This is a genomic window from Shinella pollutisoli (assembly GCF_024609765.1).
Classification (GTDB): domain Bacteria; phylum Pseudomonadota; class Alphaproteobacteria; order Rhizobiales; family Rhizobiaceae; genus Shinella; species Shinella pollutisoli.
In genome coordinates this window covers 82587-104815 of record NZ_JANFDG010000016.1, presented here as the reverse complement: position 1 = coordinate 104815, position 22229 = coordinate 82587, and the positions used below count along the sequence as shown (strand labels likewise).

The window sequence follows — 22229 nt, the reverse complement described above, 5'->3', positions numbered from 1 at the left end:
GGTCGGGCACGGGCAGGCGGTCATAGCGTCGCCTCCACCGTCAGCCGGTAGCCCTTGTAGCGCTCCGACGTGATGACGAGGCCGAGAGGCAGGATCTTGCGGCGCAGCTTCGAGACGTGGCTCTCCACCACGTTCTCCGCGTCCGGCTCGTCGTCGCCGCGATAGAGCTCCTGGAACAGGATCGAGCGCGTGACGGTGCGGCCGCGGCGCTCGAGCAGGAATTCGAGGACGTGCGCCTCGCGGCGCGGCAGATGCACGAACCGTCCGCCGCAGACGAGCACGCCGCTGTCGACGTCGAAGCTGAAGCGATCGGGCGGCAGGGCCTGCCCGCAGGTCGGGCAGCAGATCATCGTCCCTCGTCCCCGACAACCCGCAGCCCGGCCGGCACGCCGCCGCGCGCCTTGATGGTGGCGAGCGCGGCACGAAGGTCGCTCGCCGCCCGCTCCAGGCCGGCGGCGAGCCGGTCCACCGTCTGCGCCTCGGTCGGCGTCACCTGCCCGTCGGAGATGGCGATCGCCATCCCGTTGGCGAGCTCCGCCGCCTGCCGCATCAGTTCGGCATGGGAGAGCATCACGCAGACGTCGGCGGCACGCTCCGTCTCGGGGTCGGTGAGCCGCCGACCGTTCGCCTCGGCGAGCACCGACGTCACGAGCGCCACGCCGCAGTCGGCCTCCAGCACGCGGACGGCGCCGACCGGCATTAGGTCGGGGTCGGACGGATTGTTCCAGCGCCCGACCTGGCTTTTCGAATAGCCGCTGATCGTCTCGACGCGCAGGATGCCGCCGCAGCGCTCGATGAGGTCGCGCTGCGCGGCTTTGACCCGGTAGAGAAAGGGATCGGACATGGCATGTCTCCGGACAGCAAGAATGCATTCCCGTGCCGGGAAATCCGGCCGGGCTTTCCCGTGGCGGGAAGGATGGAAATCGTCGAATGATCAGGCCGTCACATCACGGGGGTCCGCATGTACGAGGAAAGACGACCGGCGCCGGAGCGACCCGCCACGCGAAACCGCGCAGCTTCACGCCCCGGCGCCGGAGGGCGCGGCCGGCCAGGGAGAAAAACCGGCCGCGCGGGGAAGGAGGGAGGATGCGCGTCATTCGGCGGCCTCAGATGTTATGGCGATCATCTCGGCCAAGTGACGAATCGTGACGCCGTGGAGCCCCCGCCTCTCAGCGTGGTCGACCAACCGAACCCAATAGGTCGCCGGGATGGAACCGCGGCGTCGCATGGCCTTGGCGGTCACATAAGGCACGCCCAGATCCTGCGCAAAAGCGGTCAGCGACGGCCAAAGGTTGATGATGTCAGCATGGGTCATGGCGATATTGGTACAATAAATACCTACGCCACGTCAACGCAACACGTTGTTATTTGCACCAACGTCTATGGGTACACATCGTAACTATGACGAATCGTGAAGAACAGATTGAGCGTGAGAAGCGCGCCGCGCGCCTTGCTGCCGCGCGCATACACTCTAAGATCGGCGGCATTCGAAAAGTCAGCAAGCATTTCGGATGGAACGAAAACAAGTACAAATCCCACGAGTCCGGGCGCAATGGTTTCGGCATAGCCGACGCGAAGCGATACGCTAAAGCCTTTAAGGTGAACCTCAAGTGGTTGCAGTTTGGCATCGGCCAGCCAGACGATGCGGACGCCGAACCAGTTTCCATAGTGGATGTCCCTCGCATCTCTTGGGTAAGCGCGGGTCAGTTGACAGACCAGGACGGGGTATCCGACTTCTCCGAGTTCCCGACCGAGCCAGCGATCGACCTGCCGGAGGGCGACTGGATCTGCCTTGAGGTTCAAGGCAACTCGATGAACAAGATATCGCCCCCGGAATCCCTGATTTTCGTGAACCTCAGGGACAAGCGATTGGTCTCGAATGCCTGTTACGTCGTCTGCGACGAGACCGGCGCGGCGACATACAAGCGCTACCGTCCGAGCGAGAATCCGTCGTTCCAGCCCGCGAGTTATGAGGATGTTCCGCCGCCGCGGTTTCAGGGCGCGGTGACGGTGGTAGGGCGCGTGCGGAGATCCCTTATCAACATGTAGGAGCCACCGGGACTTGATCGACAACCATGAATTCGGCGGCCAGCACACCGAGATCAAGCTGGAACTGGTCGAGAAGTATCTCAAGGCCTGGGCGACCGCGCTCCGGCCGAAGTTCAATTCGCTCTGGTATATCGACGCCTTTGCCGGGACTGGCGCGCGGACGGTCCGGACCGAGGCCAGGGATGGTGACCTGTTCGAGGCTCCGGTCCCCGAGCGCGTCGAAAGCCGGCGCGGATCCGCGAAAATCGCCCTCGACATCGTGCCACCGTTTGATCGCCTGATCTTCATGGAGCAGAAGGCAGCCCATTGCGCCGCGCTGGAAGCGTTGAAGGCCGCGCATCCCGATCGCGATATCCGGATACTCAATGGCGACGCCAACGTCCTCATACCGGCCACCATCGACCGAGTGAACTGGACGTCCCGCCGCGCGATCCTTTTCCTCGACCCTTACGGCATGGAAGTCGCATGGGCGACGCTCGAAGCGATAGCACGGACGCGGGCGATCGACGTCTGGTTCCTTTTCCCGCTTTCCGGCCTTTACCGCCAAGCCGCAAGAAGCATCAGCGACGTCGACGCGACAAAGCGGAGGGCATTGACGACGATGCTTGGCACGAACGAATGGGAAACGGAACTCTACAGCCCCGTTCCGCCGGCAGTCGACCTGCTGGGAGCACTTGAACCCTCGGCGGAACGCCAGCGCAATGCCGACGTGGCCGGTCTGGAGCAGTATGTGAAACGTCGCCTGGAGACGATCTTTCCCTTGGTCGCCGATCCTTTCCCTCTGCCACCACAGAGGAAGCCGCAGCGCTTCTCGCTGTTCTTCGCGGCCTCGAATCCTTCCGAAAAGGCGATTGCGTTGGCGCGACGGTTCGCCGGTCACATACTCAAGGCAGGCATTTCGTCCCACGTGCGGCCGCGATAGGAGCGCCCGGTCGCCTTCTTGTTCGCGCCCCCCCATTGCTTGAAGAAGAAGGCGGCCCCGGCCGTCGTGCACAGATCGAAGATTTCGTCGATCCAGCGCGGATCCATGGGGCGGGCCTTCGGACCGGACTCACCGCCGACGATCGCCCAGTGAATGTCGTCCAGCTTGCCGCCAGCCACAGATCCGATCAGCGGCTCGAATGACACGAACCGGATGCGCGCCGGAACCAGCCGCAGGTCGTCGAGCCGATGCAGCACGCGCCCGTCCTCCACGCTCGTGCCCAGCCACACATTCGGCAGGACGTCGAAGCCATCTTGCAGTATCTCCGCCATCCTGTCCGGGCGCTTGGTCAGTATTTGATAAGTGTGCCGGCGCGTTGCCGACATCGTATCCCAGACCTTGCGAATGAACTCCGCCGGCACGTCCGGGTGAAAAAGGTCGGACATCGAATTGACGAAAACGTTTCTCGGCCTGGTCCAGCTCGCCGGCAAGGCAAGGGCTTTCTCGTCGAAGACGAGAGCGCCCGTCCATTTCGCGCGGCCGCCGCTCTTGCGGGTGAGGCCGCGATATTTCTCGACGCCCATCGCTTCCAGCCGGGCAGCCATTCTCATCGCATAGCAGTTGCTGCAGCCGGCGCTCATGATCGAGCAGCCTGCGACCGGGTTCCACGTTGCGTCCGTCCATTCGATCGACGTGTCTGCCATGGGTCGATCCTCCTAGCTCACCGTCGGTGATAATTGCGGAGTGATTAAGGATCGGTTGCGTCGGAAGCCCGCAGGCCGGCCCGACATCCTTGACCCGAAACATACCCTAAAATGCTGGCAAAGCAATATTGGTACTAATTGCACCAATTTCTCTTGACGGGATATTGGTGCATGTTGTACCTATTTCCCGTTCCCCGGAAAACAGGGTCGCCGTTCCTCCTCCTATCCGACGGCGACCCACCTCTCCGGATCACCACCGAACGGAGAGCGGCGTGCTATCGTTTCACGGAAAACAGGCGATCCCGGACGGAGCGGCGCACGCGGCGCTCGTCGAGCGTCTCGTACTGGTAGCCGTCGAAGGCGCTGACCGATCCGGCGATGCGGTGCCACAAGGGAATGTGCAGCCTCTCGCCCTCGCTCCAATGGCCGAGGCCGGACAGCGCGTCGTTGTAGGCCCTGGCGTCGAGTGCGCGCAGCGTGGGCGGCTCGCCGGTGGCGATCCGCGTCATGACGGCGCAGAAGCGGGCAATCTGCGCCTCGTCGGCTGCCGGCGCGTCCTCGATGTCGGCAAGCAGGGTGTAGTAGTCGCGCTGCAGCACCTGATGGTCGCGCGCCTTGCCGCCGAAGTCGAAGACCAGCTGGAGGCCGCCGACGATCGTGGTCAGAAGCCCGGGGAGAAGCGCGCCGCCCGGAAAGTCCAGGAGGCGCGCAAGATCTGCCATGGCGCTCGCGCCCAGCAGGATCACAAGGAAGTTGGACCAGCGCGTGTAGCGCTCGTACCGGCGCCGCTGGCCGGCATGGTAGAGAGCGTTTCGCAGGACGTTCAGCTGCAGTCTGGCGCGGTCCATATCCATCCTCATTTCTTCGGCGGCGGCGGCGCCGCCGGTTGCCGCGGGCCGGTGGGTCCGGTGATCGGCCGCGGCGTGCTTTGCGTCGGCTGGCGCGGACCCCAGCCCTTCTGCTCGTATGAGCCGTTGTTTCCATTGTTCGTCATTTCAGATCGTCCTCTGGTGGGAGTGCACTTGGGGATGAAGGCCCTTGGCAGCGCTTGCGACGCTGCCAGGGGCCGGCCTGCCAATACGCGCAGGAATCGGCGTCGCCTGTCAATATTTATCCATTCTGCGGGCGCTGCACCACAACATCTTGATAGTCAACCTCGATTTGGAGAAACCGCCATGAAGAACTTCACCCTCGCCCAGCGCGCCCGCGCCCGCCAGATCGCCGAGATCATGCGCGAGCTCGGCGACGACTGCACCGAGCACCGCCTGATCCGCCGCGGCGTCACGCGCGCCGAACTGGACACCCTCGGCGAAGCCGCGACGGAGCGCGCCAATGCCGACGCCGTCCGGCAGGCGGCCTGACCGCCATGGCCCTCACCGACCACATCTACGACCAGGCGCTCTGCCTGCGGCGTCCGCCGCCGGCGAAGCCCCGGCCGTCGCAGCATCATTTCCGCGTCCGCCTGACCGACCGCAGCGAGCACGACGTGCTCGCCGCCTGCGCGGCGGACGCGGAGACCTTCGCGATGCGCCGCCGCCGGCACCACCGCACCCGGGTGGCGAGCTGCGAGCGCGTGGGCGGGGAGGGGCCGCGATGAGCCTCGGCGATCTCGAACGGCGCGCCGGCATCGCCGACCGCCAGGCCTTCTGGCTGCCCTACGCCGAATTCCCCGACGGCTACGAGCGCGGCGTGGCAAGGCTGCGCGAACTGGCGCGCGAGCGGGAAGCCGCGCCGCTGCCCGTCATCGACCTGCCCGACGAGCCGTCGCTCCTGGAGCGCGCCGCCGACCGCGCGGCACCTCTCGTCCTCATCGTGACGATCGCGGCACTCGGCCTTTTCGGCATGGCTGCCGCCGTCCATCTCGAACGGATGGAGCGGCAGCTCACCGCCGCGGCGAGGGTCTGACCATGCAGGACCGCCCGCCCCGCGACTATGCCGAACTCCCCGCGAGCCGGGGCCGGGTGCGCAAGGTCCGCAACCTGCTCCTCCTTCTCGTCCTCATCAACCCGCTTCTCGCCATCGCAGCCCTCGCCATCGCTCTTTGGCGCGTGCTCTGACGCCTCGCCGCCAACCCAACGGAGACACCCGATGACCATCGCCGCCGCAACCCGATCAGAAGCCCCGCCGGTCACCATCGACCGGCCCGATCCCTCCCTGCCGATCCTCCACGCCACCGGCTGCACGGAGATCGCCATCCGCGCCGGCACCACGATCACCGTCGCGAGCTTTCCGGACGCCGCGATCGTCACCAGCTTCCCGGAGGATGATCTCGTGACCCTGCCGGATCTCATCCCCGGCGAGGACTACGGCGTACGCCTCGGCGACGACGGCCAGCCCTTCGCCTCCCTCCTCGGCCCGGAGAACCCGCTCGACGCCGGCTGGATCGGCGGCTTCCATTATGCGCCGGGAGGCAATGCCACGGGCCGCGCCGGCGGCGACACGACGCCGGCCATCAATCCGTGCTCGATCTGGGATCGCGACTTTCGCCCGGCATGCCCGGATCCACGCGGGATGGCGCTGGTCGAAATGGGCGAGGCTCGCTTTTGGGTGGACATCTACCTGCTCGGCGTCCAGCACGAACGCAACGGCACGAGCCGCTGCGGCGCGACGATCGCCGACGGCAATTCGCTCTCGCGCCTCAACTACCGGGACGCGGTCGACATCTACGCCCGCCACGGCAAGCGCCTCCTGACCTACGACGAGTTCCGCGTCGCCGCTTTCGGCGTCACGGAGAAATCCGCCCCTCCACGCCACCCGAAAACCACCGGCCTCGACGCCCCGCGGACCAGCCGTTTCGGCCTCATGCAGGCAACCGGCAACCTCTGGCAATGGGGCACGGACGGCGATCCGGACGACCCGCGCGCCTCCTGGTTCGGCGGCTCGTGGATGAGCGGCTCGTTTGCCGGTTCCCGCTTCGCGCTCCTCGGCGGCTGGGGCGGCGACTCGAGCGGCCTCCTGTCGGCCCGGGGCGCCTGCGACCACCTGCACCCTGAATAGTTTGCGCGACAGCGCAAACTCCCCCCACCCTCACAATCAAAGGAACAGGATCATGACGGCAGCCGCCGCAGTGAAGCAGAATACCGTCTCCATCGAAAGGGCGGACCTCACCCTGCCCATCCTCGTCGCAACCGGCCGGACCACCATCGCCATCCGGGCCGGCACGGTGATCGCGATCGACGATGCGCGCCACGCATTCGAGGACGAGACCCCGGTCGCCGGCGCGCTCGTCGCCGGCAGCGACTACGGCGTAGGTCTCGACGGCGATGGGCGGCCTTACGCCGTCCGTCTCGGCGAAGTCAACCCGCTCGACGCCGGCTGGATCGGCGGCTTCCATTATGCGCCGGGCGGCAATGCCACGGGCCGCGCCGGCGGCGACACGACGCCGGCCATCAATCCGTGCTCGATCTGGGATCGCGACTTTCGCCCGGCATGCCCCGACCCGCGCGGGATGGCGCTCGTCGACACGGGCACGACCAGGATATGGGCGGACATCTACCTGCTCGGGACCGAACACCTGAAGCAGGGCACCAGCCGCCACGGCGCGACCATCGCCGACGGCCGCAGCCGGCCGGTGCGTGTAAACGGGAAGGGTGTGTATCCGAGACTGGACTATGCGACGGCCGTCGAGATCTACGCCCATCACGGCAAGCGTCTCCTGGGCGCCGAGGAGTTCTTTGCCGCCGCCTTCGGCGTGGAGGAGCGATGCTCCCGTGGCGTCGAGCCGGAAACCACCGGCGAGCTCACTGGCGGGGCGCACCGTTTCATCAGCCAGGCAGGCCTCTTCGACGTCACGGGCACCATGTGGCAGTGGGGCACCGACGGCGACCCGGACAACCCGCGCGCCTCCGGGTTCGGCGGCTCGTGGGTGAACGGCTCGGGTGCCGGCTCCCGCTGCGCGGGCCTCGACTGCTGGGTCGACTTCTCGCTCGTCAACCTGTCGGCCCGGGGCGCCTGCGACCACCTGAATCCTGAACGTTTGCGCGACAGCGCAAACGCCGCCTGAACCAGGAAGGTCGCCGGTCATGATCAGGGATGAGAACGGACATCCCCGGGACCTGGCGATCGTGGAAAAGTACGGAGCGGTCGTGTCGTATCTCTATCCGATCCTGCAAGCCATGCCCCGCCGCCACGGCGACCTGCGGGCGCACATGATCGGATTGCTGTGCGACACGGTCGGCCTCCTCTATCACGCCGCGAAGTCGAGGCAGGTCTCGCGGCTCCATGCGGCGGACGCCCAACTGGCGACGCTGCGCTACTGGTTGCAATTCGCGACGGACAGGCGGTGCATCTCTTACCACCAGCATCGCACCGCCCTTGGGCACATTGCCGAGGTCGGCGCGATGCTGGGCGCCTGGATCAAGCTCGCGAAGAGCAACGGGCGGTCGGGGACATGATGATGGATCGCGCCTCCTGGTTCGGCGGCTCGTGGATGAACGGCTCGAATGCCGGCTCCCGCTACGCGAACCTCGACAACTGGGACGACAACTCGAACGACAACCTGTCGGCCCGGGGCGCCTGCGACGACCCCTTCAGGCTCGGCGATGGTCAAGGCCACGCCGGCCACATTCCACCGGCGCGCAAGCGCCAGGGTGGTCGGCCTGACCGTCCGGCCGCGGCGAACACATTGCAAGGTCCGGTACAGCGGGGAGTAGCGGCAATCCTGCCGTCGAAACCCGCGACCGGCGCAGGGAGGAGACCCTTGGCACGCAAGCACCGGAACCTCATCGGGCCGATCACGGACGACGCCAACATGCGTACAGCCCTGCGATTGACCGCCCGCGGCAAACGCCTGACGCCCGGCTATCTCGAATTCCGCGAATATGCTTCGCTGAACCTGCATCTTCTCGCCGCCCGCATGCGAGACGGCAGCTATCGCCCGGGGCCGCCGAGCGAATTCCGCATCTTCGATCCGAAGGAACGCCTCATAACCGCGTTGCCCTTCGAGGACCGCGTCGCGCAGCAGGCGGTCTCCCTCGTCATCGCCCCGATCTTCGACGCCACCCTCCTTCCCCGCAGCTTCGCCTGCCGGCCGGGCAAGGGTACGCATGCCGCTGCGATCGCTCTGCAGGCGGACATGCGTCGGCTGGACCGCGACGGGCCGCTCTACGCGCTCAAGACGGATTTCTCGCGCTACTTCTATTCGATCGAGCGCGTCACCCTATGGCGCCTGATCGAGGCCAAGATATCCTGCCGCGCCACGTTGCGGCTCATCGAGGCGATGCTGTCGCGCTCGGGGATTGGCCTGCCGATCGGCAATCTCACCTCGCAGATATTCGCCAACATCTATGCCGGCGTCGTCGACCGTCACCTGCAGCAGGATCTCGGCGAGCGCTGCTGGTACCGCTATATGGACGACATCGTCGTCCTCGGCCGCGATCCGGAGCACCTGCGCAAGGTGCGCGCCTCGATCGAGGATCTGTCCCGCGACCGTCTCGGGCTGCGGTTCTCGAAATGGTCGATCCAGTCCGTCGCCCGCGGCGTCAATTTCGTGGGCTATCGCATCTGGCCGTCGCACAAGCTGCTGCGCCGCGACAGCGTCATCCGCGCCCGCCGCAAGATCCGCGCCTTCCGCGCCGCCGGCGAGTACGAGCGCCTGGAGCGCTTCGTCGCCGCATGGACCGGCCACGCCCGATGGGCCGACAGCCGCAACCTGCTCCGGAGCCTCGGGCTGGCGGAGACGGGCTCCACCCTATTCACGAAGGGAGCGTCGGAATGAGCCCAACACTTCCGCCTCTGCGTTGGCATGGGGGAAAATGGCTGTTGGCGCCCTGGATCATCAGCCATTTTCCACGGCACCGCATCTATGTTGAGCCGTTCGGCGGCGGGGCATCCGTCCTGCTCCGGAAAACGCGCGCATATGCCGAGGTCTACAACGATCTGGACGAGCAGGTCGTTACTCTTTTCCGCGTTCTCCAGGACAGCGGTGCGACCGAGCGTCTGGTGGCGGCACTGGAGATCACTCCCTTTGCCAGATCGGAGTACGAGATCGCCTGGGATGAGGCCGACGAACCGATCGAGATAGCGCGCAGGCTTATCATTCGGAGCTTCATGGGCTTCGGTTCGCACGCCCATGCGGATATGAGCGCAGGTCACAAAACAACCGGTTTCCGCGCGAACTCGAACCGCTCCGGCTCGACACCGGCGCACGATTGGGCGCGGTACCCGTTTCGCATCGCCGGCGTCGTCGAACGTATGCGCGGCGTCGTGATTGAGCGCCGGCCGGCGATCCATGTGTTGAGGACCCATGACAGCCCCGAGACCCTGCACTACGTCGATCCGCCATATCTGCCGGAAACGCGTGGACGCAAGAACATTTATGACGCCAAGCACCAGTACCGGCATGAGTTGACGGTTGCCGAGCACGAGGAGCTGCTCAGCGTACTACGCGATCTCACCGGAATGGTGGTGCTCTCCGGCTATCCCGCCGATCTCTACGACGACACGCTTCGCGATTGGACGCGTGTAGAGCGTCAAGCACTCGCCGACGGTGCGCGCCCTCGCATTGAAGTTCTTTGGATCAATCCGGTCTGCGCCGAGCGCCTTGATCGTGAACAATCACCGCTGCTTTTCGGAGGTGTCGCATGAGCATTACCAAGCTCCAACTTGAAACCCTTGGGCTCATACGGGACGGCAAAGTCTCTCAGCAAAGATTCGGTTACGGCGCATGGCGCATCGTCGGAGCGAACCCGAGCGCTGTCGGCCGCCTTGTCTCTCTCGGCCTTGCTCGCTGGACAAAGGTCATCGGCGGAGACGCCCAGTTGACCGACGTCGGCCACGCCGCTCTCGATATGGCTGGCGTCACCCCATCAGAGGGTGGAGCCGAATGAGTCAGCCGGCGACATCTCCAGCCCAGATCCGGCTCAACGCCATCCGGCAACGGCTGGCGAATGCCTCGCCGGACTGGGGCCTCGTGGCCGACGGACGTCTCGTCATTACGGCCGGCGAGGGTGATGACCAGGCGCCGGTACTTGCGTTCGACCTGAATGCGGATATCGGCGACCAGGAGCTGATGGCTCACGCACGGGACGATATCGTCTGGCTTCTTTCCACCTACGAGAAACTTGCCAGACGATACCACGACGCCGCCGCGGAGTTGCAGCGGCGCGACGGCACGCCGAAGAGGAAGAACCATTCCGCCGAGTGCGCCATGCTCTGTGAACGTCAGGATTTCCGGCGATTCCTCCATGACCGCCACGGACTGGAAACGACCGACGCCGAGCGGGTGAACGCCCGCGTCCGTTCCATCCTCGCGATCCGGTCCCGCGCCGATATCGACACGGACGAGGATGCCCGCAAGCGCTGGCTCTCGCTACGCGCGGAGTTCAACCGATGGAAGGAGGGGCGATGATGGCCTCGGCGATCCCTCTGACGCGAGCCGACATGAAACGCCTGGCTGACTACGCCAAGCGCGAGGGCGTGAAGGCTGAGGTCCAGATCGATGACTTCATCTTCCGCGTCTCGGCCGATCATCCGCCCGCGAAGGTTGACGGCAGCGAGGAATCCGAGCTTGATCGCGAGCTCATGGAGTTCGACCGGAAACATGGCTACCGTTGATCTCAAGGGACTGCATGCCGTCAGATCGAAGGGCAAGACCTATCACTACGCCTGGCGCGGCGGCCCGCGCGTCCACGGCGTACCGGGAACGCCCGAATTCTTGAAGTCCTATAGCGATGCTCTCGAGGGCGTCCGCATACCGGATGACACGCGCTTCTCGGCCTTGGTGACGCTCTACAAGCGCAGCGATGACTACAAGAAGTTGGCGGACAGCACGAAAAGGAACTGGTCCGGGTGGCTCGATCGCATCGACGAGCACTTCGGCCTGCTGCGGATCAAGCAATTCGACCGCCCGGAACAGATCAGGCCGCGCATCCGTAAATGGCGGGCAACCTATGCCGCAACGCCCCGCGCGGCAGACTATGGCATGCAGGTCCTGTCGCGCGTCCTCTCATATGCCGTTGACCCGCTCGGGAAGATCGGCGCGAACCCATGCGAGGGCATAAGCCGTCTCTATGCGGCCAATCGCGCCGCGATCATATGGGAGCCGGCCGACCTGGAGCTGATTATCACCGCTAGCTCCACCGAGGCGAGGCACGCGATACGTCTCGCCGCCCTGACCGGACTTCGTGCCGGCGACCTGTTCCGGCTGTCATGGTCGCATGTCGGCGAGAACGCCATCATCATGACGACCGGCAAGAGCCGGCATACGCGCGAGGTCGTCGTGCCGATCTACGCGGAGCTGCGCGAGTTGATCAATGAGATCCCGAAGCGCTCGCCGATCGTGCTGACGAACAGCCGCAAGCGGCCCTGGACCGTCAACGGCTTCGCCTCGGTCTTCAACAAGGCAAAGAGTGATGCGAAGCTCAATGATCGCGATCTGCATTTTCACGACCTTCGCGGCACGGCCGCCACCAAATTCTACAAGGCAGGCCTGGACAAGCGCGTCATCGCGGAAATCCTCGGCTGGGAAGAAGACCATGTCGACAGGATTATTCGCCGCTATGTCAGCCGATCGGCTGCAACCGAGGCGGTCATTCGTCAGATCGATGAGGCCAGAGCAAGAACGGAAACTGTAAAACTTGCTGTAAAACGGCCCGAAAATTGAGGTCGGCGGAGAGGCCGCAAACGCCTGAGAAACCGGGCTGGAGCGGGTAGCGGGAATCGAACCCGCGCGTTCAGCTTGGGAAGCTGACAGGCTACCATTACATCATACCCGCGGCCGGGTGCATCCATTCAACAGTTCGCCGGGCCTGTCAAGCACTTCAGCCGGTGCGGAAATGCTTGGAGAGCTTCAGGCCCTGCGCCTGGTAGTTGGAGCCGAGCCCGGCGCCGTAGAGGCCTTCCGGCGCCTCCAGCATGTGCTCGTAGACGAGGCGGCCGACGATCTGGCCGTGCTCGAGGATGAAGGGCACCTCGTGGCTGCGCACCTCCAGCACCGCGCGGCTGCCGGAGCCGCCGGCCGGCGCATGGCCGAAGCCGGGATCGAAGAAACCGGCATAGTGGACGCGGAACTCGCCGACCAGCGGGTCGAAGGGCGTCATCTCGGCGGCATAGAGCGGCGGCACGTGCACGGCCTCGCGCGAGACGAGGATGTAGAACTCGTCCGGATCGAGGATCAGTTCGTTCCTGCCGCGGCTGAACAGCGGCTCCCAGAAATCGAAGACGTCGTGCTGGTTCTTGCGGTCGACGTCGACGACCGAGGTATGGTGCTTGCCGCGATAGCCGATCAGGCCGTCCGGCCCGGTGCCCTTGAGGTCGATCGAGAGCGCGATGCCGCCGCCGGAGACGTTCGGGGTCTCGCTCGCGACCAGCGTGTCGGTGTTGTGCAGCGCCAGGAGCTCCGCCTCGCCGAGCATGGCGTTGCCGCGGCGGAAGCGGATCTGCGACAGGCGCGAGCCGCGGCGCACGACGATCGGGAAGGTGCGCGGCGAGATTTCGAGATAGAGCGGACCGCTGTAGCCGGCGGGGATCTTGTCGAATTCCTGCGCCCGGTCGGTGATGACGCGGGTGAAGATGTCGAGGCGGCCGGTCGAGCTCTTCGGATTGGCCGAGGCCGCGAGCTCCGCCGGCAGGTCGAGGCTCTCCATCAGCGGCACGATATAGACGCAGCCCGTCTCCAGCACCGCGCCTTCCCTGAGGTCGATGACGTGGAGCTTCAGGCGGTCGAGCTTGTCGGCGACGAGATTGGCCGGGCCGGGCAGGAAGCTCGCCCGCACGCGAAAGGCCGTCGCGCCGAGGCGCAGGTCGAGGCTCGCCGGCTGGATCTGGTCGTCGTCGAGCGCGGCCTCGCTTTTCAGCCTGCCGGCGTCGAACAAGCCGCGAATGGCGCGATCCGCCAGAATGCCCGAGTTGCGTGCCGTCATGATCCCGTCCCGTAAGATGCCAGACAAAACCAAATGCGGACAATTGACGCAAGCACGTCCGCGCAGTATGGAGCAGTTTATCCCGTGGTGATTTGGCCGGCCGGCTTGCAGCCACGTAAAACAAATAGCTAAAAAGGCCGGGCGTCAGACCGGCCTGCTTTCGCGGCCGGTTTTTTTGTTTGAAGGCGACGATCACATGAGCAAGTCCTGGCGCCCGGCCACCCAACTCGTCCATGGCGGAACCACCCGCTCCCAGCACGGCGAAACGGCCGAGGCGATCTTCCTGACGCAGGGTTTCGTCTACGACACGTCGGCCGCCGCCGAGGCCCGCTTCAAGGGCGAGACGGACGGCTTCATCTACGCCCGCTACGGCAGCCCGACCAACGACATGTTCGAGAAGCGCATGTGCATGCTGGAAGGCGCCGAGGACGCCCGCGCCACCGCGTCGGGCATGGCCGCCGTCTCCGCCGCGATCCTCTGCCAGCTGAAAGCCGGCGACCACATCGTCGCCGCCCGGGCGCTGTTCGGCTCCTGCCGCTGGGTGGTCGAGACGCTGGCGCCGAAATACGGCATCGAGTGCACGCTGGTCGACGGGCGTTATCTGCAGAACTGGGAAAAGGCGATCCGCAAGAACACCAAGGTCTTCTTCCTCGAAAGCCCGACCAACCCCACGCTGGAGGTGATCGACATCGCCGGCGTGGCGACGCTCGCCAACCAGATCGGCGCCAAGGTCGTGGTCGACAACGTCTTCGCCACGCCGCTCTTCCAGAAGCCGCTGGAGCTCGGCGCGCATGTCGTCGTCTATTCGGCCACCAAGCATATCGACGGACAGGGCCGGTGCCTGGGCGGCGTCGTGCTCTCCGACAAGGCGTGGATCGACGAGCACCTGCACGACTATTTCCGCCATACCGGCCCGGCCATGTCGCCCTTCAACGCCTGGACGCTCTTGAAGGGCATCGAGACGCTGCCGCTGCGCGTCAAGCAGCAGACGGAGAACGCAAGCCGCATCGCCGACTTGCTCGCAGGCGAGAGCAAGGTCGCCCGCGTGATCTATCCCGGCCGCAAGGACCATCCGCAGGCCGACATCATCGCCCGGCAGATGACGGGCGGCTCGACGCTCGTCTGCTTCGAGCTGAAGGGCGGCAAGGAGGCGGCCTTCGCGCTGCAGGACGCGCTGGAGATCGTGCGCATCTCCAACAATCTCGGCGACGCCAAGAGCCTGATCACCCATCCGGCGACGACGACGCACAAGAACCTCACCGACGAGGCGCGCGCCGAACTCGGCATCTCCGCCGGCACGGTGCGCTTCTCCGCCGGCATCGAGGACGGCGACGACCTCCTCGAGGATTTTGCGCGCGCGCTTGCGAAAGTCGCCGGCTGAGCCGCGCCAAAAATGGGCGTCGGGCGAAGACCCGCCCGGCGCCGTTTACCTATTCTTGACGATACCTATTCTTGACGAAAACGGATTCCTGTAGAGTAGCGGCAGACAACCAGTCCAAGGTTTTCCTATGTACCGTGCGCTGACCCGCGACATCGAAGTGACCGTAGAGCCCTATTATCTCGCAGATCAGTCCGATCCGGACGACAACCGTTACGTCTGGGGATACCGGGTCGTCATCGCCAACCATTCCGATCTCTCCGTGCGCCTGATGACCCGCTACTGGCACATCACCGACCAGAACGGGCAGGTGGACGAGGTCGTCGGCCCCGGTGTCATCGGCGAGCAGCCGGTTCTCAGGCCCGGCGACACCTACGAATATTCCTCCGGCTGCCCGCTGGAGACGCCGTCCGGCATCATGTTCGGCCGCTATCGCATGGAGGCGGAGAACGGCGAGGCCTTCGACGTCGCCATCCCCGCCTTCTCGCTGGACACGCCCGGGCAGGCGCGGGTGCTGAACTGAGGGGCCCGAGGGCTGCTCCTCATCCCCCTTGCCGGGACCTTCTCCCGCCTATCGCACATGCGCATCCGCCCCTCACCCTAACCCTCTCCCGCAAGCGGGGAGAGGGGACGTGCCTTGCACATCCTTGTCATGTGAGGAAGCCGGTGCGGCATATCCCTTCTCCCCGCAGCCAAGGAGAAGGTCCCCGGCAGGGGGATGAGGGGCGATTATGCCGGCAGGATTTCCGTCGCCTCGAAGCGATAGGTCGTCGAGCAGAACTCGCAGGTGACGGCGATCTCGTTCTCCGCGTCCGCGCTCTCCTCGATCTCCTCGCGGGAGAGGCCGGAGAGCACGCCCTTCAGCTTCTCGCGCGAGCACGAGCAGCGGTCGAAGACCCGTTGCGGCGGATAGACCCGCACACCGCGCTCGTGGAACAGGCGGAAGAGCAGCCGTTCGGTGCCGACGGTCGGGTCGGTCAGCTCGTCGGCGTCGATCGTCTCGACCATCGCCTTGGCCTCGGCCCAGTGATCGTCCTCCGCCACGACATGGCCCGCCTCGTCGCTGTCGCCGCCCGGCAGGTCGGCCTGGCGCATGCGCTCGGGCGCCTGCGGCAGGAACTGCGCGACCATGCCGCCCGCCCGCCAGCGATGGCGCGCCCTTCCGGCCTCGTCGCGGTCGAAGAGCTCGGCGACGCCGAGGCGCACCTTGGTCGGGATCTGCTCCGACTGGCGGAAGTAGACGCCGGCGATCTCCTCGAGCGTATGGCCGTCGAGCGGCACGATGCCCTGGTAGCGCTGGGTGTGCGGCCCCTGGTCGATGGTGAAGGCGAGCACGCCCTTGCCGAGCAGCTCGTGCGGCGCGGTCCTGCCTTCCGCCACCGCCGCGTCGAGGGCGGCCTGGTCGAAGCGGGCATAGGCGCGTACGTTCTCGGGTGCGGCGAAATCGGCGACGAGCAGGTCGACCGGACCGTCGCCCTTCGTCTGCACGATCAGCTTGCCCTCGAACTTCAGCGAGGTGCCGAGCAGCACCGTCAGCACGATCGCCTCGGCGAGCAGGCGCGCGACGGGAGCGGGATAGTCGTGGCGGCCGAGGATGCCGTCGAGCATCGGCCCGAGCTGGACGGCGCGACCGCGCACGTCGAGGCCCTCCACCTGGAAGGGCAGGACATGGTCGTCGCCGGCAAAGCCGGGTTCGCCGAGTTTCAGGGCCTGTTTCGGGGCCTTCTCAGCCATGGTCGTCTCCTTCGCACGCCGGAAGGCGGCCGAGCCTTGCGGGTCCGGTCCGCCTGCATTTCAGCGTTCTATCGTGATTCGCGGCAACCCGGCCGCCTGGATGCACCCTAGATCGTGGCGGCCATGCCGGTTTTCAAGGATCGCCTCAGACGACCCCGAAGCACCAGGCGAGGATGGACTTCTGCGCGTGCAGGCGGTTCTCCGCCTCGTCGAAGACCACCGACTGCGGGCCGTCGATCACCTCGTCCGTCACCTCCTCGCCGCGGTGCGCCGGCAGGCAGTGCATGAAGAGCGCGTCCCTGTCCGCCTTCGCCATCAGCGCGCCGTTGACCTGATAGGGCTGGAAGATGTTGTGGCCGCGGGCGCGGTGCTCCTGGTTCATCGAGACCCAGGTGTCGGTGACGACCAGGTCGGCGCCGGCGACGATGGCTTCCGGATCGTGGCCGAGCAGGATGTCGCCGCCGTTGTCGCGCGCCCAGTTGAGGATCCTGTCGTCCGGCTCGGAGCCGAGCGGCACCGCCATCCTCATCGTGTAGCCGAAGCGGGCCGAGCCTTCGACGAAGGAATGCAGCACGTTGTTGCCGTCGCCGGTCCAGGCGAAGGTGCGCCCCTTCGTCGAGCCGCGATGCTCTTCGAAGGTCATGATGTCGGCCATGATCTGGCAGGGATGGGTGAGGTCGGTGAGCGCGTTGATGACCGGCACCGTCGCGTGCTCGGCAAGCTCCAGCAGGCGCGCATGGTCGGTCGTGCGGATCATGATGGCGTCGACATAGCGCGACAGCACCTTCGCCGTGTCGCCGATCGTCTCGGCGCGGCCGAGCTGCATCTCCGTGCCCGACAGGAACAGCGTCTCGCCGCCGAGCTGGCGCATGCCGACGTCGAAGGAGACGCGGGTGCGCGTCGAGGGCTTCTCGAAGATCATCGCCAGCATCTTGCCGGCCAGCGGCCTGGTCTCCGCACCGGCCTTCGAGGCGGCCTTGCGCGTGTGCGCGTCGTCCATGATGGCGCGGAGATCGCTTTCCGAAACGGCGGAAAGATCGAGGAAATGCTTTGCCATGATATGCCTGTCGTCCCTGTCCCTGTTAGGCGGCCTTGACGGCGGCCGTCAGCTTTTCGGCCGCCCGTTCGAGGCGCGACAGCCCCTCGCGCGCCTCCTCCGCCGTCACCGTCAGCGGCGGCAGCAGCCTCAGCACGTTGCCGCCGGCGGATACCGCGAGCAGCTTCTCCGCGCGCACGGCGTTCAGCAGGTCGGCGACCGGCACCTTCGTCTTGATGCCGATGAGCAGGCCCTCGCCGCGGATATCCTCGACGACGTCCGGGAACCGGTCCTTGAGGGCGGCAAGGCCCTGGCGGAAGACGAGCGCCACATCGCGCACATGATCGAGGAAGCCGTCGGCGAGCACCACGTCCAGCACCGCGTTGCCGACGGCCATGGCGAGCGGATTGCCGCCATAGGTCGTGCCGTGCGTGCCGGCCACCATGCCGGAGGCGGCCTCGGCCGTGGCGAGGCAGGCGCCGAGCGGGAAGCCGCCGCCGATGCCCTTGGCGATCGCCATGATGTCGGGCGTGATGCCCGCCCATTCGTGGGCGAAGAGGCGGCCGGTGCGGCCGACGCCCGTCTGCACCTCGTCGAGGATCAGCAGCAGGCCGTATTCGTCGCAGAGCGCGCGCAACTCCTGCAGGAATTCCTTCGATGCCGGGCGGATGCCGCCCTCGCCCTGGATCGGCTCGATCAGGATCGCGGCCGTCTCCTCGCCGATCGCGTCGCGGACGGCGGCGATGTCGCCGAAGGGTACCTGGTAGAAGCCCGGCGTCTTGGGGCCGAAGCCTTCCAGGTATTTCTCCTGGCCGCCGGCGGCGATCGTGGCGAGCGTGCGGCCGTGGAAGGCGCCCTCGAAGGTGATGATATGGAACTTGCCGGCATGGCCCTTGGAGAAATGATAGCGCCGCGCGGTCTTGATCGCGCATTCGAGCGCCTCGGCGCCGGAATTGGTGAAGAACACCTTGTCGGCGAAGGTCGCTTCCACGAGCCTGCGCCCGAGCGTCTCCTGGCCCGGGATGTCGTAGAGGTTGGACAGGTGCCAGACCTTGTCGGCCTGGTCCTTCAGGGCCGCGACGAGGTGGGGATGGGCGTGGCCCAGCGAATTGACGGCGATGCCGGCGGCGAAGTCGAGATAGCGTTCCCCGCCCTCGGTGACGAGCCACACGCCCTCCCCGCGCACGAACCGCAACGGGGCGCGCAGATAGGTTTCATAGAGCGGCGCGGCGTCGGCCATGGCCCGTTTCCTCCGGATTAGCGGAAATTTCATCTTGACGGCACGACTTTTCCGGGTCCGGAAAAATCAAAAGCCGCCTTTCGGCGGCAGCCGGCACTATCGGCATTTCGCGGCGCGATGTCAATAAAAGCGGATGGTGAAACGACGCTGAACCTGCCGCAGCGTGAGGATTCACGGCACGTGCGGAAGGTGTCGCGTCCGAGTCACACCTCGCCAGCAAGTTGGGGAAAACTCTAAAATCGATTCGCGCGGATTCCGGCGACTCTTGTCACGGAGTCACCCGGTCTCTAGTTTATGCCCAATTGCTAGACTGCATGCGGCGGAACTAGTCACCAACAATGCCAAGGCGCCACCGTTACGGACCCCGTCCGCAACGATGATGAGGGATTCCCGCATCGGGGCGCCGCGCGGAGACCAAGAGAATGAACTGGACAGACGAGCGGGTCGAGAAACTCAAGAAGCTCTGGAGCGAAGGCCTGAGTGCGAGTCAGATCGCCGCGCAACTGGGTGGTGTCAGCCGCAACGCGGTGATCGGCAAGGTCCACCGCCTCAATCTGCCCGGCCGCGCCAAGACCGGCGGCACGCAGGCCGCCGCCCGGCCGAAGCGCCCTGCGGCGCCCGCGCCGCGTCCGGCCGCCGCCTTCGCCGCCCGTCCCGCCACGCAGCGCGCGGCCGCCCGCCCGGCCGGTGCGGGCCTGTCCAAGGACGAGATCGACGCGGTCTTCGACGGTGCGGCGGACCAGCTTCCCGTTCCCGCGAACGCCAACAGCATCGTCGTGCCGATGTCGCGGCGGCTGGAGCTGACGCAGCTGACCGAGCGCACCTGCAAGTGGCCGATCGGCGATCCGCTGAACGAGGACTTCCACTTCTGCGGCAATGAATCGCCGGACAACTCGCCCTATTGCACCTACCACCAGCGGCTGGCCTACCAGCCCTCGGCGGAGCGGCGCCGCATGCGCTGAGCGTCGTCGCGGAGAATATGAAAACGGGGCCTTTCGGCCCCGTTTTCATTCGACTGTTCGGTGGGTCAGGATTCCAGCGAGTAGCCGGCGCCGCGCACCGTGCGGATGACATCCTGCATGTTGGCGAAGTTGAGCGCCTTGCGCAGGCGGCCGACATGGACGTCGACGGTGCGCTCGTCGACATAGATGTCGTGGCCCCACACGCCGTCGAGGAGCTGGGAACGCGAGAAGACGCGGCCGGGCGACGTCATCAGGAATTCGAGCAGGCGGAACTCGGTCGGCCCGAGCCGGACCTCGCGGCTGCGGCGGTGGACGCGGTGCGTCTCGCGGTCGAGCTCGATGTCGCCGCAGCGCAGCACCGTCGAGACGACCTCCGGGCGGGCGCGCCGCAGCATGGCGCGCACGCGCGCGACGAGCTCCGGCGTGGAGAACGGCTTCACCACATAGTCGTCGGCGCCGGTCGCAAGCCCGCGCACGCGCTCGCTCTCCTCGCCGCGCGCCGTCAGCATGATGATCGGCAGGCGCTCCGTCTCCGGACGCTGGCGCAGCCGGCGGCACAGCTCGATGCCGGAGACGCCGGGCAGCATCCAGTCGAGGATGAGCAGGTCCGGCACGCGTTCGCGAAGCCGCATCTCGGCCTCGTCGCCGGTGAGCATCGTGTCGACCTCGAACCCCTCGGCTTCCAGATTGTAGCGCAGGAGGACGCTCAGCGCCTCCTCGTCCTCGACGACGGCAATCTTCGGCACCATGGACGCCGTACTCCTCATGCAGACGGTTCGGCCGCGACGAGCGAGGCCGTGTTGTCGTCCTTCGGCCGCTCGCCCTCGGGCTGCGCGCCGGTCGCCATGAAATAGATCGTCTCGGCGATGTTGGTGGCATGGTCGCCGATGCGCTCGATGTTCTTGGCGCAGAACAGGAGGTGCGTGCAGGGCGTGATGTTGCGCGGATCCTCCATCATGTAGGTGAGGAGCTCGCGGAAGAGCGAGGTGTAGATCGCATCGATCTCGTCGTCGCGCTCGCGGATCGCCTTCGCCTTCTCGACGGAGCGGGTGGCGTAGACGTCGAGCACTTCCTTGAGCTGCATCAGCGCCAGTTCGGCGAGATGCTCCAGGCCGCGGGCGAGCTTGCGCGGCATGCCGGAGCCCTGCACGGCGATCACCCGCTTGGCGGTGTTCTTGCCGAGGTCGCCGACGCGCTCCAGCTCGGCGGCGATGCGCACCGCGCCGAGGATCTCGCGCAGGTCCGCCGAGACCGGCTGGCGCTTGGTGATGGTCAGCACGGCCTTCTCGTTGATCTGGCGCTCGGCATTGTCGAGCACCACGTCCTCCGAGATCACCTTCTGGGCGAGCGCGCCGTCGGTGGTGACGAGCGCGCGCACGGCGTCCGACACCATCTGCTCGGCGGTGCCGCCCATCTCGGAGATGCGGCGGGTGAGATATTTCAGTTCTTCGTCGTAGATCGAGACGATATGGGTCGATGACATGAGATCAAGTCCTTGCTGCGCTCGGGTTCGGGACGGGCGGCCTCAGCCGAAGCGGCCCATGATGTAGTCCTGCGTGCGCTGGTCGTCGGGGTTGGTGAAGATCTTGTCGGTGTCGTTCTCCTCGACGAGCTGGCCGAGGTGGAACATGGCGGTGCGCTGCGAGACGCGCGCGGCCTGCTGCATCGAGTGCGTGACGATGACTATGGTGAAGTTGGCGCGCAGCTCGTGGATCAGCTCCTCGACGCGGGCGGTCGCGATCGGGTCGAGCGCCGAGCAAGGCTCGTCCATCAGGATGACCTCCGGGCTGACGGCGACGGCACGCGCGATGCACAGGCGCTGCTGCTGGCCGCCGGAAAGGCCGGTGCCGGATTCCTGCAGGCGATCCTTCACCTCGTTCCAGAGGCCGGCCCGCTGCAGGCTCTTCTCGACGATCGCGTCCATCTCCGCCCGGGTGCGGGCGAGCCCGTGGATGCGCGGGCCGTAGGCGACGTTCTCGTAGATCGACTTCGGGAACGGGTTCGGCTTCTGGAACACCATGCCGACGCGGGCACGCAGCTCCACCACGTCGATCGACGGGTCGTAGATGTCGTCGCCGTCGAGCGCGATGCGGCCGGTGACGCGGCAGCCGTCGATCGTGTCGTTCATGCGGTTCAGCGTGCGCAGGAAGGTCGACTTGCCGCAGCCCGAGGGGCCGATCAGCGCCGTCACCGTGTTCTCGCGGACGTTCAGGTTGACGTCGTAGAGCGCGCGCTTGTCGCCGTAGTAGACGGAGACGTCCTGGCCGATCATCTTGTAGGAAACGTCGTTCATTTTCTTGTCCAGGGCTTTCTCGACCGCGGCTTCCGATAGGATATTCATGTG

Annotated in this window: 30 protein-coding genes, 1 tRNA gene and 1 riboswitch; of the genes, 18 read left to right on the top strand and 13 right to left on the bottom strand. The window is 66.1% G+C overall.

Annotated features, from left to right (window positions below; translation table 11 throughout):
- Window positions 1-20: 20 nt before the first annotated feature.
- The 3 genes from NNZ72_RS14575 to NNZ72_RS14565 form a co-directional block, all read right to left on the bottom strand.
- Entirely contained in the window at window positions 21-350 is a 330-nt protein-coding gene (locus tag NNZ72_RS14575; protein ID WP_257316075.1) for a winged helix-turn-helix domain-containing protein, read from the bottom strand.
- The gene (locus tag NNZ72_RS14570; RefSeq protein WP_257316074.1) at window positions 347-844 is read right to left on the bottom strand and encodes a hypothetical protein; all 498 of its coding nucleotides are present in this window, start codon (window positions 842-844) and stop codon (window positions 347-349) included. The genes NNZ72_RS14575 and NNZ72_RS14570 overlap by 4 nt, the downstream gene beginning before the upstream one ends.
- 249 nt (window positions 845-1093) lie before the next feature.
- Entirely contained in the window at window positions 1094-1315 is a 222-nt protein-coding gene (locus tag NNZ72_RS14565) for a hypothetical protein (RefSeq protein ID WP_257316073.1), read from the bottom strand.
- Window positions 1316-1401: 86 nt separating this feature from the next.
- Between NNZ72_RS14565 and NNZ72_RS14560 the strand changes: the two genes are divergently transcribed.
- Together NNZ72_RS14560 and NNZ72_RS14555 are read left to right on the top strand one after the other, a co-directional pair.
- The gene (locus NNZ72_RS14560) at window positions 1402-2049 is read left to right on the top strand and encodes a S24 family peptidase (protein WP_257316072.1); all 648 of its coding nucleotides are present in this window, start codon (window positions 1402-1404) and stop codon (window positions 2047-2049) included.
- 13 nt (window positions 2050-2062) lie between these two features.
- A complete protein-coding gene (locus tag NNZ72_RS14555) occupies window positions 2063-2971 on the top strand; it encodes a three-Cys-motif partner protein TcmP (RefSeq protein WP_257316070.1) in 909 nt (302 codons plus the stop codon).
- Here the strand turns inward: NNZ72_RS14555 and NNZ72_RS14550 are convergent.
- Both NNZ72_RS14550 and NNZ72_RS14545 read right to left on the bottom strand, forming a co-directional pair.
- On the bottom strand, window positions 2926-3675 hold the full coding sequence (locus tag NNZ72_RS14550) for a DUF5131 family protein (RefSeq protein WP_257316066.1): 750 nt from the start codon (window positions 3673-3675) through the stop codon (window positions 2926-2928). The two genes, NNZ72_RS14555 and NNZ72_RS14550, sit on opposite strands and share 46 nt — an antisense overlap.
- 275 nt (window positions 3676-3950) lie before the next feature.
- Entirely contained in the window at window positions 3951-4529 is a 579-nt protein-coding gene (locus tag NNZ72_RS14545; protein WP_257316064.1) for a hypothetical protein, read from the bottom strand.
- Window positions 4530-4850: 321 nt separating this feature from the next.
- Between NNZ72_RS14545 and NNZ72_RS14540 the strand changes: the two genes are divergently transcribed.
- The 13 genes from NNZ72_RS14540 to NNZ72_RS14480 are packed head-to-tail and all read left to right on the top strand — an operon-like array spanning window position 4851 to window position 12277.
- Entirely contained in the window at window positions 4851-5036 is a 186-nt protein-coding gene (locus NNZ72_RS14540; RefSeq protein ID WP_257316063.1) for a hypothetical protein, read from the top strand.
- Between the two features lie 5 nt (window positions 5037-5041).
- The gene (locus NNZ72_RS14535) at window positions 5042-5272 is read left to right on the top strand and encodes a hypothetical protein (protein WP_257316061.1); all 231 of its coding nucleotides are present in this window, start codon (window positions 5042-5044) and stop codon (window positions 5270-5272) included.
- Window positions 5269-5580, top strand: a complete 312-nt coding sequence (locus tag NNZ72_RS14530) for a hypothetical protein (RefSeq protein ID WP_257316059.1) — start codon at window positions 5269-5271, stop codon at window positions 5578-5580. Before NNZ72_RS14535 ends, NNZ72_RS14530 begins: the two co-directional genes overlap by 4 nt.
- A 2-nt stretch (window positions 5581-5582) precedes the next feature.
- Window positions 5583-5732 carry a hypothetical protein gene (locus tag NNZ72_RS14525; RefSeq protein ID WP_257316057.1) on the top strand — a complete coding sequence of 50 codons (150 nt, stop codon included), beginning with the start codon at window positions 5583-5585 and terminating at the stop codon, window positions 5730-5732.
- A 31-nt stretch (window positions 5733-5763) separates the two neighbouring features.
- Window positions 5764-6672: a phage major tropism determinant gene (locus NNZ72_RS14520; RefSeq protein WP_257316055.1), complete on the top strand. Its 909-nt coding sequence runs from the start codon at window positions 5764-5766 to the stop codon at window positions 6670-6672.
- 52 nt (window positions 6673-6724) lie between these two features.
- Window positions 6725-7678, top strand: a complete 954-nt coding sequence (locus NNZ72_RS14515; RefSeq protein ID WP_257316053.1) for a phage major tropism determinant — start codon at window positions 6725-6727, stop codon at window positions 7676-7678.
- Window positions 7679-7697: 19 nt separating this feature from the next.
- The gene (avd, locus tag NNZ72_RS14510) at window positions 7698-8069 is read left to right on the top strand and encodes a diversity-generating retroelement protein Avd (RefSeq protein ID WP_257316052.1); all 372 of its coding nucleotides are present in this window, start codon (window positions 7698-7700) and stop codon (window positions 8067-8069) included.
- Complete coding sequence (locus tag NNZ72_RS14505) at window positions 8066-9391, top strand: reverse transcriptase/maturase family protein (RefSeq protein WP_257316049.1); 1326 nt, start codon at window positions 8066-8068, stop codon at window positions 9389-9391. The genes avd and NNZ72_RS14505 overlap by 4 nt, the downstream gene beginning before the upstream one ends.
- Window positions 9388-10260, top strand: coding sequence for a DNA adenine methylase (locus NNZ72_RS14500; RefSeq protein ID WP_257316048.1), 873 nt, complete (start codon window positions 9388-9390; stop codon window positions 10258-10260). The genes NNZ72_RS14505 and NNZ72_RS14500 overlap by 4 nt, the downstream gene beginning before the upstream one ends.
- On the top strand, window positions 10257-10502 hold the full coding sequence (locus NNZ72_RS14495) for a hypothetical protein (protein WP_257316046.1): 246 nt from the start codon (window positions 10257-10259) through the stop codon (window positions 10500-10502). Before NNZ72_RS14500 ends, NNZ72_RS14495 begins: the two co-directional genes overlap by 4 nt.
- Window positions 10499-11023, top strand: a complete 525-nt coding sequence (locus tag NNZ72_RS14490) for a hypothetical protein (RefSeq protein ID WP_257316044.1) — start codon at window positions 10499-10501, stop codon at window positions 11021-11023. The genes NNZ72_RS14495 and NNZ72_RS14490 overlap by 4 nt, the downstream gene beginning before the upstream one ends.
- Complete coding sequence (locus tag NNZ72_RS14485; RefSeq protein WP_257316042.1) at window positions 11023-11229, top strand: hypothetical protein; 207 nt, start codon at window positions 11023-11025, stop codon at window positions 11227-11229. Before NNZ72_RS14490 ends, NNZ72_RS14485 begins: the two co-directional genes overlap by 1 nt.
- Window positions 11216-12277, top strand: coding sequence for a tyrosine-type recombinase/integrase (locus NNZ72_RS14480; protein WP_257316040.1), 1062 nt, complete (start codon window positions 11216-11218; stop codon window positions 12275-12277). Before NNZ72_RS14485 ends, NNZ72_RS14480 begins: the two co-directional genes overlap by 14 nt.
- 38 nt (window positions 12278-12315) lie before the next feature.
- On the opposite strand, the gene NNZ72_RS14475 is transcribed toward NNZ72_RS14480, so the two are convergent.
- Together NNZ72_RS14475 and NNZ72_RS14470 are read right to left on the bottom strand one after the other, a co-directional pair.
- Window positions 12316-12389: transfer RNA gene (locus NNZ72_RS14475), tRNA-Gly, on the bottom strand.
- Window positions 12390-12434: 45 nt separating this feature from the next.
- A complete protein-coding gene (locus tag NNZ72_RS14470; protein ID WP_257316039.1) occupies window positions 12435-13535 on the bottom strand; it encodes a 2'-deoxycytidine 5'-triphosphate deaminase in 1101 nt (366 codons plus the stop codon).
- A 74-nt stretch (window positions 13536-13609) separates the two neighbouring features.
- Window positions 13610-13688, top strand: a riboswitch (SAM riboswitch).
- Between the two features lie 43 nt (window positions 13689-13731).
- Here NNZ72_RS14470 and NNZ72_RS14465 point away from each other — a divergent pair.
- Entirely contained in the window at window positions 13732-14916 is a 1185-nt protein-coding gene (locus tag NNZ72_RS14465; RefSeq protein WP_257316038.1) for an O-succinylhomoserine sulfhydrylase, read from the top strand.
- A gap of 127 nt (window positions 14917-15043) precedes the next feature.
- Complete coding sequence (gene apaG / locus NNZ72_RS14460) at window positions 15044-15436, top strand: Co2+/Mg2+ efflux facilitator ApaG/CorD (RefSeq protein ID WP_257316037.1); 393 nt, start codon at window positions 15044-15046, stop codon at window positions 15434-15436.
- Window positions 15437-15642: 206 nt separating this feature from the next.
- On the opposite strand, the gene NNZ72_RS14455 is transcribed toward apaG, so the two are convergent.
- The 3 genes from NNZ72_RS14455 to NNZ72_RS14445 all read right to left on the bottom strand — a co-directional run bounded on the left by NNZ72_RS14455 (window position 15643) and on the right by NNZ72_RS14445 (window position 18923).
- Entirely contained in the window at window positions 15643-16647 is a 1005-nt protein-coding gene (locus NNZ72_RS14455; RefSeq protein WP_257316035.1) for an Hsp33 family molecular chaperone, read from the bottom strand.
- A gap of 145 nt (window positions 16648-16792) precedes the next feature.
- Window positions 16793-17704 carry an ornithine carbamoyltransferase gene (argF, locus tag NNZ72_RS14450; protein ID WP_257316033.1) on the bottom strand — a complete coding sequence of 304 codons (912 nt, stop codon included), beginning with the start codon at window positions 17702-17704 and terminating at the stop codon, window positions 16793-16795.
- A gap of 25 nt (window positions 17705-17729) precedes the next feature.
- Window positions 17730-18923, bottom strand: coding sequence for an aspartate aminotransferase family protein (locus tag NNZ72_RS14445; RefSeq protein WP_257316031.1), 1194 nt, complete (start codon window positions 18921-18923; stop codon window positions 17730-17732).
- Window positions 18924-19345: 422 nt separating this feature from the next.
- On the opposite strand from NNZ72_RS14445, the gene NNZ72_RS14440 reads away from it, so the two are divergent.
- Window positions 19346-19885 (top strand): GcrA family cell cycle regulator, encoded by a 540-nt coding sequence (locus NNZ72_RS14440; protein ID WP_257316029.1) that lies wholly within the window; start codon window positions 19346-19348, stop codon window positions 19883-19885.
- A 65-nt stretch (window positions 19886-19950) separates the two neighbouring features.
- Here the strand turns inward: NNZ72_RS14440 and phoB are convergent, their stop codons facing one another.
- The 3 genes from phoB to pstB are packed head-to-tail and all read right to left on the bottom strand — an operon-like array spanning window position 19951 to window position 22226.
- Window positions 19951-20634: a phosphate regulon transcriptional regulator PhoB gene (gene phoB, locus NNZ72_RS14435; protein WP_257316027.1), complete on the bottom strand. Its 684-nt coding sequence runs from the start codon at window positions 20632-20634 to the stop codon at window positions 19951-19953.
- Window positions 20635-20648: 14 nt separating this feature from the next.
- Window positions 20649-21368 carry a phosphate signaling complex protein PhoU gene (gene phoU / locus NNZ72_RS14430; RefSeq protein ID WP_257316025.1) on the bottom strand — a complete coding sequence of 240 codons (720 nt, stop codon included), beginning with the start codon at window positions 21366-21368 and terminating at the stop codon, window positions 20649-20651.
- Between the two features lie 42 nt (window positions 21369-21410).
- Window positions 21411-22226, bottom strand: a complete 816-nt coding sequence (gene pstB / locus NNZ72_RS14425; protein ID WP_257316024.1) for a phosphate ABC transporter ATP-binding protein PstB — start codon at window positions 22224-22226, stop codon at window positions 21411-21413.
- Between the last annotated feature and the right edge of the window lie 3 nt (window positions 22227-22229).